Origin of the sequence: Deinococcus sp., from assembly GCF_025362455.1 — a bacterium.
Lineage (GTDB): Bacteria > Deinococcota > Deinococci > Deinococcales > Deinococcaceae > Deinococcus.
On the sequence record NZ_JANYGJ010000084.1, the window covers coordinates 1 to 9,153 of the forward strand.

Here is a 9,153-nt window from a genome sequence, read left to right on the forward strand (position 1 = left end):
GCGCCCGTCACGTCGCCGCGTGGCGCCAGGATCACCGTGTCCGGATCGCGTTCCAGCCCGCCGGACGGCTCCAGCAGCAGCGCCGGGTCGCCGCCCAGCTCGGCTTTCACGCCCAACGCCGCCAGCGTCTCCAGACTGCGCCGGTCACGGACGATGCAGCGCACGCCGCGCAGGCCCCGCGCCACTTTGGCGCCCCCATGCTCACTCAGCGGCCCGACGCTCTGGTTGAACACCACCGCCCGTTTGCCCAATGTCCGGGCCAGCCGGATGACGCCCAGGTAGTAGCTCAGCGTCCGGGCACTGGTTTTGTCTTGCAGCAAGCCTCCGCCGCCGGAGAGCAGCACGCCCGCGCCGCCCACCGCCCGCAGCAGCGGCAAGGGACTCGTCCGCGCCTCGCTGCGGCAGCCGTACAGCCGGGCGGTCTGGGCCGGGGTCTGCGATAGGAGCAGCGGCGAGTGCCCGCGCCGGATCAGCTCGCGGGAAATGGCCAGGGCAATCGCCTCGTCGCCGGTATTGCCGAAGCCGTAATAGCCGCTGACGGTCACGTTCATCAGTCCGAGCTGACTTTGTTGGCATTGGCGGTGGTATCACTGACCGGACGCAGGCTGCCTGCGCTCGCCTGGAGCCGCGCCGAGGCGTTCCAGCCGCCGTAGTTGTTCCAGACCCTGATGACGAGGCGCACCAGCCAGATGGCGACCAGCCCGATGGCCAATCCGAAAGCCAGGCCGTAGAAGGCCCGCTGGGCGCTGATGAGCAGCGGCGTGTGAAAGTGCGAGAAGGTGTTGAGGATGCTGGCCTGGCCTTCCAGACCGCCCAGGAGTGCCAGCATGGTGAAGTAACCGGGCAAGGTGCCCGACAGGCCCAGCAGCAGCAGCGGGTGGCCGAAGACCTCCTTGAAACGCGGGCGGATAATGGCGTCTTGCAGGTCCTGGCGAATCTTGGCCTCGGTGCCGCTGACCCCCACCGACGAGGTATTGCCCCGGCGCAGCACCGCCACCGAGAAGGCGCCCAGGGCCAGGCCCATCATGATGACGTCGCCCAGTTTCAATCGCACGGCGAACAGCTCGGCCACCGTCTGGCGGATGTCTCGCCTCGGCAAGAAGCTCAGCAGCACCAGCCCGATGGGCACAATGAGCGTCAGGCCCACGCCGCTGAAGGGGTCCAGGCCCAGCATGCTGCCCTTGTCGGTGCCCAGTGCGCTGACGAACAGCACGCCCAGAATGCTGAAACCGGTGGCGACGAACCAGTCGCTGACCTGCGTGCGCCGCAAAGTTAGCCCCAGTGCCGGAAAACTGATGGCCGCGACCAGGGCCAGCGCCGGGAACGGCTGGCCGCCGTTGAGCCCCAGGGCGCCCAAGAGCGCCGCGCCCGCCACGATCAGCCCCAGGCGCGGCAGCGGGTAGCTCAGGCCAATGAGCAGCAGCGCCGCCAGCGGGCCGAGCATGCTCAGCCACCGCAGGGCGCCGCTGGGCTCGTAGTTGCGAATCACCGGCTGGGTCACCGTGATATTGCTGCGCCGGAGCTGGTGGCTGAGCAGCTTCAGGAAATTCTGCGTCTCGCCGATGGTTTTAAAGGGCCGCAGGTACAGCACGCGCTGGGTGCGCTCGCGGGCGGCCAGGGCGAACTTGCTGGCCACCTCGTCAGGCGTCAGGCTGTTTTGCCAGCTCGGACTGAGGCTGAACATGCGGGCGGCGGTGCGGCCCTCGATCAGCGTGTCGAGGTCTTTTTGCACGCTGTTTTCGATGATGGTCGGCACCCGCTTGCCCAGCGCCGCCTTGATCTGTGAGAGCAACGCCGGGTTGCGGGCACCGATCACCTCCGCGCCGTTAAACGAGATGAACGGCACGTCCGGCCAGTCGGCGCCCTGGTTGAGCACCCGGTAATCGCCGTAGGGCCGGTAAGCCACCACCAGTTTTTTGGACTTGAGGCTATCGATCTGGGCCGTGTTGGGGCCAGCCGGGAGGTAGCGCGGGTCCACCGACCAGCCGACCCACTGCTGCCCGGCGATCTGCACCAGTTTGGTCGGCAGCGCCTGGGTCAGCGGCTGGCCGCCCCTCAGCAGCGGGGTGCCCGCCGCGTCGGTGACGGGGTTGCCGTAGCGCCCCAGCAGCTTTTCCACCGCGCCGGGCCTGATCGAGCGCATGTACGACCATTCGGGATTGAGCCCGGCCACGCCGGGGTTGCGGGCGATCAGGTCGTTGCCGCTCAGGAAGTAGGCGTCGCCGCGCTGCACCAGTGAGCCCACCGTATCCTCGTAGACCGCCACGCCGTTGATGCCAGCCCGCTGATTGCCGCCTTGGTCGTCGGTCAGGTTCTGGTACTTGCTCAGCAGCGCGGCGGGGCTCAGGCCGTTTTCCTTGGCCTGCTGCGAGAGCGCCGGGTAATCCATCATCAGCGTGACGGTCTTTTCGCTGTTTTCAAACCTCACCCGGCCTGCCGCCAGCAGTCCGGCGGGAATCAGGCTCAGGGCGACGAGCCCCAGCAGCAGCGGTTGCAGGCGTGAGCGGGTCGGCGCGGGCAGCGCGTTCAGGGGCGAGTCGGGCGCAGGTTTAAACAGCTTGGTCATCGGTATCCTTGAAAGCGCGGTGAAGCGTGAGCAGCGCGGGAGCGGCGGGGGCCTTGGCCGAACACCGGAGAGCGTATACACACCTGAGTAACAGGCGTAACCGACTCACGGTACACACCCATTCTACGGATGAAGCCAAACCCAAGTTTAGACCTTGGGTGAGGAAAACGGATCAGAGGTGAGTGGTACTCCCAGGCCGGGGTCGGCTCAGGGCAGCGTGGCGCGGATACGGGCGGCCAGCATGTCCAGCGCCGGTTCGTTCAGGCCGCCGTGCTGGATAATCACGTCGGCGTAGCGCTTGGTCGGCTCGACAAAACTCAGGTGCATCGGGCGCACGGTGCCCAGATACTGCCGGATCACGCTGGCCTGGCTGCGGCCCCGCTCCTGGGTGTCGCGCTCCAGGTGGCGGATAAAGCGCACGTCGGCGTCGGCGTCCACAAAGACCTTGAGGTGCATCCGGTCTCTGAGCGCCTGGTCATACAAGGCAAAGAATCCCTCCAGCACCACCACCGGGGCCGCCTCTATCCGTTCGGTCCGCCCGGAGCGGGTGTCGAGCGCAAAATCGTAGACCGGCATCTCGATGGCCTGGCCTGAGAGCAGCCTGCCCAGGTGTGCGCCCATCAGCGCCCAGTCGAAGGCGGCGGGGTGGTCGTAGTTGGTGGCCCGGCGCTCGGCGGCGCTGAGGCTGGATTGGTCGCGGTAGTAGTTGTCCTGGCCCAGCACCGCCACGCCCACGCCGCCCAGCGTCTCGGTGACGCGCCGGGTCACGGTGGTCTTGCCGCTGCCTGAACCGCCCGCCACGCCAATGACGAAGGGCGTCTGGGCAGTCATGGCAGGCCCGCGCCCAGGTACACTGCGCCCAGGTACACTGCGCCCAGGTACGGCCCGCTCATCCGTGTCCCAGCGAGCCGATTAGCTCGATGCGGCGCTCGGCCAGGCGGCGGGCGACCAGATGCGGCGGCTTGTGGTGCTGCTCGGCCAGCGCACTGATGCGGGCCACCACCTCGTGAATCTGCTCTCCGGCCTGCTCGGCGCTGAGCTGCCGGGCACTGGCCAGCAGTCCGGCGCCGTTGATGGCGAAATCGGGAATGTAGGTGATTCCGGCCTCGCGCACCAGTTCCTGTGCCCGGCGCGAGAGCGGGTGGTGCTCGGAACCGGCGATCAGGCGGCACTGGAGTCTGGGAATGTTGCGGCTGCGCAGGCTGGCGCCCGACGTACAGGGCGCCATGACGTCGCAGGGAACGTCGAGCACTTCCTCGGTGCCCAGCACCTGCACGCCTGCGCCGAGCTGATCGCGCAGCGCCTGGGCCTTGCGCGGATGCGTGTCGGCCAGGTTCAGCCGGGCGCCTTCGCGGTGCAGGTGCCCGGCCAGCAGCGTGCCCACCGTGCCCACGCCCAGAATGCTGATCCGCACGCCGCGCAGGCTTTCATTGCCCAGGGTGTGCCGCGCCGCCGCCTTGATGCCCCGGTAGACCCCGTAGGCGGTGGCCGCCGCCGTGTCGGTCGGCATACCCAGCGTGTGGTGCGTCTCCTGGGCGGCGTAGGCGATGTCCTGGCCGGATACGCGGGCGTCCTCGGTCAGCAGCACCCGGCTGCCCAGCGAGCTGACCTTGCGCCCCAGCGACCGGAACAGCGCCTCGCGCACGTGGCCCTGGGCGTCGCCGCCCTCCTCGGCGTCGAGCTGGGCCGGGCGCAGCAGCAAGCAGGCCGCCCCGCCGTGATTGAGCCCGTAGAGTGCGGCCTTGAGGGTCATGGCCTCGCTGAGTTCCAGGGCGCTGCGCAGCGCCAGCGGCTCGTCGAGCGTCACCAGGCGGCAGCCCGCGATGGCTGGCCCCAGAACGGTCGAATGCACCGCCAGAATGGCCCGCAGGCCGCTGGGCGCGTGGGTCAGCAGCGTGAGCTGTTCGTGTCCCCGCGCCGCCATCTCGTCGAACATCAGCATCTGGCCACCGTGCGTCCAGCCTAGAGCATTTGCCCGCTCAGGGGCACGCTCGCCGTTGCCGAACTCTGAGCTGGTCCGAACCTGAGCCGCCGGGTGGCTGCATTCGACTTGCCGGGTACCTGTGTTCCAGGCTGCTCTGTCGCCGCTGAGCCGGGCCGGGGCGGCGAGGTGAGATTTGTAAGACATGACGCCCTAAAGTAAGCAGCAATGTTCACCCCGTCTGGCTAGCTCTAAACACGGTTGGGTGCTGCGGGCTCGTGAACGCCGGTACTCAGAAGAAAAATTCGCGCTGGTCACGTCACCACAGGACTGTCCTGAAATTACCAAGAAGTGAGGAGACACATGGAGACAATTGCGCCCCTGGCGAAAGTTCTGGCTGAGGCAAACGGTATCGAGTGGCGGACGCTGCACGGCACCGGCGACGCGGGCCTGATTACCGAGCAGGACATTCTGGGTTACCTGGCCCGCGTCATGAGCGGAGAGGAAGACGCCCCGCTGACCCCGGTGGACCCTGAGCCCTCTCCCGCCGAGCTGGCCGCCTACTCCTCGCCGGAGATGCTCAGCCGCGCCGGAGTCGAGGCCGACCTGACCGACTTCATGAAGCTCCACGCCGCCCAGGTGGCTGCCGCGCCGCCGCCCTCGGAGACGGCTGACTTCGAGCTGGATGATGAGATCGAGCCCGCCAAGATCGAGCCTGCCAAGATCGAGCCGGTTGCCGCCGAGGCCGACCACGACGCCGTGCCGCTGGCCGCCGAATATGTCGAAACCGGGCCGGTTCATACCGAGCCGGTCGTCCACGAGCCGGTCCATATCGAGCCCGCTCACACCGAGCCTACTTACACCGAACCCACCTACACCGAACCCGCCGCTGCGCAGGCCCCGGTGCCCACGCCGGAGCCCATCACGCCGCCCCCGCCGTTTACCATGCCCCCCGCCGCCGTGCCCGCCGCTGCTGCTGCCGGTGGTGGCCTGCTGGGCGGCCTGCTGAGCAGCCTCTACCGCAACAAGGGCGACAAGAGCGCCGACAAAGCTGCGGCTGACAGGGTTGCTGCCGACAAAGTTGCCGCTGATAAGTTGGCCGCCGACAAGTTGGCCGCCGACAAGGCTGCCGCCGATCACGCCGCCGAAGTTGCCGCTGCCGAGCACGCTGCTGTTGATAAGGTTGCCGCTGAACACGCTGCTGCTGAGAAGGCCGCTGCCGAACACGCTGCCACTGAACACGCCGCCGCCGAGGCCCAGATCGCTGCCGACAAGGCCGCCGCCGAGCATGAGGCCGCCCAGCGTGCCGCCGCCGAGGCCGAGCGCATGGCCGCCGGGAAAGCCGTGGCCGACCAGGCCGTCGTCACCCACGCCGAGCCGGTTCCGGTGCTGCCTGTCCCGGTGCTGGGCGAGGTGACGGTGCCCGAAGTGCATGCTCCGGCTGCCGCCGCCGCCATGCCCGCCGCCGCTGCCTGGTCCGGCACCTACCTGCGCCGCGATGTGGACCTGGTGGCCATGCAAGACGCCCAGAGCCAGCTCGCCGACGTGCTGGGCGAGTCCGTGCCCGCCGCACTCCTGGTGGCCCGCGCCGCCCAGCGTCACCTCGGCTTGCTGAAGCTGTCCGGTGTGGCCGTCGCCAACGCCCAGGGTCAGGCCCTGTCTACCGAACTCGGCGGCGAGCTGCGCAGCGCCGTCAAGGCTCTGCACGGCGCACAGACCGGCTCTGCTCAATCAAATGGGGCCGACCTGCTCATTCTCGACGCCGGGGCGCTGGACCTCGACGACCTGCACTACCCGCACGCCGTCACCCTCTCGCTGGGGCGCGTCAGCAATGGCAGGGCCGCCCTGAGCCTGAACGGCGACGTGGACGCCGCGCAGGGTGCCCGCTTCCTGGCCGAAGTCGCCGCGCTGCTGGCCACGCCGGTCAAGCTGCTGGTCTGAAGTCAAGCGGTCCGAACAAGATCATCTGAGCTGGAGTGGGACTGGAGCTTGTCCACTCCGGCGCCCCACCTGGGGTTCACAATCGGTTAAATTGAAGCACGGTGCTGGTCGCCGTGCTTTTTTTTGACGTGTTGTCTAAAGGCACGGCGCCGCGAGCGTGGTCACTGCTGGAGTTGACCACAAGAACTTTCGGCTCAAGGCTGGAGTTCAGAGTTTTTATGTTCAAAAGGAGTTATGAATGCCTGGAATTGCAATTATCGGTGCGCAGTGGGGAGACGAGGGTAAGGGCAAGATCACGGACTTTCTGGCGCCCAAGGCCGACTTCGTGGTGCGCTATCAGGGCGGCGCCAACGCCGGGCATACGGTGACGGCGGCGGGCCGGACCTTCAAGCTCAACCTGCTGCCCAGCGGCGTGCTGCACGAGGAGACCGTCAGCGTGCTGGGCGACGGTATGGTCATCGACCCCGAAAAGTTTCTGGCCGAGCGCCAGAACCTGCTCGACGCCGGGCTCAGCCCTGAGCTGCGGATCTCGGACCGGGCGCACCTGGTCTTGCCGCACCACAAATACGTGGACGGACGCCAGGATTTCGTGGGCACCACCGGGCGCGGCATCGGCCCGGCCTACGCGGACCGGGCGCGGCGGGTGGGCATCCGCTTCGGCGACCTGGCCGACCTGAGCGTGCTGCGCGAGCGCGTGGAGCGGCTGCTGGAAGCCAAACCCAACAGCACGGCGAATGCTGGCTGGGCCACGGTGGCCGACGCCCTGGGGTACCTGTTGCCCATCCGCGACGCCCTCCTTCCGTTCGTCCATGACACCGGCTCGCAGCTCCGCGCCGCCCTGCGTGACGGCCAGAACGTGCTGTTCGAGGGCGCCCAGGCCACCTTGCTGGACCTGAATTACGGCACCTATCCCTTTGTCACCAGCAGCCATCCCAGCGTGGGCGGCGTCATCGTGGGCGCCGGAGTCAGCCACAAGGCCATCAGCAAGGTCTACGGCGTCGCCAAGGCCTTCAACACGCGGGTGGGCAACGGCCCCTTCGCCACCGAGCTGTTCGGCGAGATGGAACACCGCCTGCGCGGCGACGGTTCGCAGCCCTGGGACGAGTTCGGCACCACCACCGGACGCGCTCGCCGGGTCGGCTGGCTGGACCTGACCCTGCTGCGCTACGCCGTGGAGGTCAACGGCCTCGACGGGCTGGTCATCAATAAAATGGACGTGCTGGCGGGCATTCCGGTGCTGAAAGTCGCCACCGATTTGGACGCGGCGGGAGTACCCATCTACCGCGAGATGCCCGGCTGGGCCACCACCGACGGCGCCGAGGACCGCGCCAGCCTGCCCAGAGAGGCCCAGGCGTACCTCGATCTGATCGAGGAGAGCGTGAACTGCCCGGTGGTCATCTTCTCGGCAGGCCCGGCCCGCGAGCAGACCTACGGCTCGGTGAGCTGGGAATAGCGGCGGCTTGCCGGAAGGGGAGGACGGCGCAGGCAAGACGGCGCAGAGAAAACGGCGCAGGGAAAACGGCGCAGGGAAGTGGTCGTGCTGAGCTTGCCTGGGCATCCCCCGACTGCCTGGCGGACTTCTGTGGCAAGCGCTTCGGGCCATTCACGGGTGATCCTGACGGCCACGCGAGACCCTGGACCATCATCCACCCGACCAACCTCAACGTTCGTCCTGCCCTGTTCCCGTTGCCCGGCCCCCGTTGCCCAGCCCCGTTGCCCGGCCCCGTTACCCAGCCCCCAGTGTCTGATGGAGTCATCAGAATGACTTTGCCGGACCATCAACGGCCCTTCATAGTCTTAATAATCGCTACAGTTGGAGATCTGTATCCGGGTCTACACTAACCGGATTCAAAGAGGCCGTAACCTGCGCCGCTACAGGTGGGCGGCCCGCAAAGGACGTGCGTTTTGACCATTCATCCCGTAATCAGTGCCGCTGACGAAAAGCAGGAAGTGCCGGGCCTGGCCGACCTGACCCACGGCTGGCTCAGCGCCATCGGTGAAGACCCGGAGCGCGAGGGCCTGCTCAAGACGCCGCACCGGGTCGCCAAAGCCTGGGGCTTCATGACGGCGGGCTATTCCAAGACCTTGGAGGACGCCACCGGAGACGCCGTGTTCGCGGCGGAGGGCTCGGAGATGGTGATCGTCAAGGACATCGAGTTCTATTCGATGTGCGAGCACCACATGCTGCCGTTTTATGGCCGCGCCCACATCGCCTACATCCCCGACGGCAAGATTCTGGGCCTGAGCAAGTTCGCCCGGATCGTGGATCTGTATTCACGCCGCCTCCAGGTGCAGGAGCGCATCACCGCCCAGATCGCCGACGCGGTGGAGGAATTGCTGGCCCCGCGCGGCGTGGCGGTGGTCATGGAGGGCGTGCATCTGTGCATGGCCATGCGCGGCGTGCAAAAGCAAAACTCCAGCACCGCGACCTCGGCCATGCGCGGCCAGTTCAAGCACGACCAGCGCACCCGCGCCGAGTTCATGAGCGCCGTGCAGCAGACGCTGCGCAGCCGGTAAGGTAAGTAGCCGGTAAGTGGCAGCTCCGACCGGCGCCTTGGCTTCCGGCTGGGGCGCTTGCCATAGGCGTATCTGATTAGCGATGCAGGTCCATCAGGGTTTGCACGGGGTCGTGGCCGCGCAGACGGGCGGTTTCGACGACGCTCTTGATCTGGGTGTAGCTGTTGGCACCCCGCGCGTTTTTGCTGCACTGGGACACTTTACGGGT

At 67.5% G+C, this 9,153-nt stretch carries 7 protein-coding genes; 3 read left to right on the forward strand and 4 right to left on the reverse strand.

Annotated elements, in window-relative coordinates; translation table 11 throughout:
- The 4 genes from Q0R23_RS06005 to Q0R23_RS06020 form a co-directional block, all read right to left on the reverse strand.
- Nucleotides 1–551: polysaccharide pyruvyl transferase family protein (locus tag Q0R23_RS06005; RefSeq protein ID WP_293911462.1), on the reverse strand; the 551-nt coding region annotated here is incomplete at its 3' end.
- Nucleotides 551–2,566 carry a DUF5693 family protein gene (locus Q0R23_RS06010; protein WP_293911464.1) on the reverse strand — a complete coding sequence of 672 codons (2,016 nt, stop codon included), beginning with the start codon at nucleotides 2,564–2,566 and terminating at the stop codon, nucleotides 551–553. The genes Q0R23_RS06010 and Q0R23_RS06005, both read right to left, overlap by 1 nt.
- 207 nt (nucleotides 2,567–2,773) lie before the next feature.
- Nucleotides 2,774–3,397, reverse strand: a complete 624-nt coding sequence (gene udk / locus Q0R23_RS06015; protein ID WP_293911465.1) for a uridine kinase — start codon at nucleotides 3,395–3,397, stop codon at nucleotides 2,774–2,776.
- Nucleotides 3,398–3,455: 58 nt separating this feature from the next.
- A complete protein-coding gene (locus Q0R23_RS06020; protein ID WP_293911469.1) occupies nucleotides 3,456–4,508 on the reverse strand; it encodes a Glu/Leu/Phe/Val dehydrogenase dimerization domain-containing protein in 1,053 nt (350 codons plus the stop codon).
- 342 nt (nucleotides 4,509–4,850) lie between these two features.
- On the opposite strand from Q0R23_RS06020, the gene Q0R23_RS06025 reads away from it, so the two are divergent.
- The 3 genes from Q0R23_RS06025 to folE all read left to right on the forward strand — a co-directional run bounded on the left by Q0R23_RS06025 (nucleotide 4,851) and on the right by folE (nucleotide 8,945).
- Nucleotides 4,851–6,428 carry an E3 binding domain-containing protein gene (locus Q0R23_RS06025; RefSeq protein ID WP_293911467.1) on the forward strand — a complete coding sequence of 526 codons (1,578 nt, stop codon included), beginning with the start codon at nucleotides 4,851–4,853 and terminating at the stop codon, nucleotides 6,426–6,428.
- 238 nt (nucleotides 6,429–6,666) lie between these two features.
- Nucleotides 6,667–7,881: an adenylosuccinate synthase gene (locus Q0R23_RS06030; protein ID WP_293911468.1), complete on the forward strand. Its 1,215-nt coding sequence runs from the start codon at nucleotides 6,667–6,669 to the stop codon at nucleotides 7,879–7,881.
- A gap of 506 nt (nucleotides 7,882–8,387) precedes the next feature.
- The gene (gene folE, locus Q0R23_RS06035; protein ID WP_293911470.1) at nucleotides 8,388–8,945 is read left to right on the forward strand and encodes a GTP cyclohydrolase I FolE; all 558 of its coding nucleotides are present in this window, start codon (nucleotides 8,388–8,390) and stop codon (nucleotides 8,943–8,945) included.
- The last annotated feature ends 208 nt before the right edge of the window (nucleotides 8,946–9,153 follow it).

Excerpts from the sequence above, each read along its gene's own strand:
- Q0R23_RS06010 (WP_293911464.1), bottom strand. The coding sequence starts at position 2,566 with ATGACCAAGCTGTTTAAACCTGCGCCCGACTCGCCCCTGAACGCGCTG.
- udk (WP_293911465.1), bottom strand. The coding sequence starts at position 3,397 with ATGACTGCCCAGACGCCCTTCGTCATTGGCGTGGCGGGCGGTTCAGGC.
- Q0R23_RS06020 (WP_293911469.1), bottom strand. The coding sequence starts at position 4,508 with ATGCTGATGTTCGACGAGATGGCGGCGCGGGGACACGAACAGCTCACG.
- Q0R23_RS06025 (WP_293911467.1), top strand. The coding sequence starts at position 4,851 with ATGGAGACAATTGCGCCCCTGGCGAAAGTTCTGGCTGAGGCAAACGGT.
- Q0R23_RS06030 (WP_293911468.1), top strand. The coding sequence starts at position 6,667 with ATGCCTGGAATTGCAATTATCGGTGCGCAGTGGGGAGACGAGGGTAAG.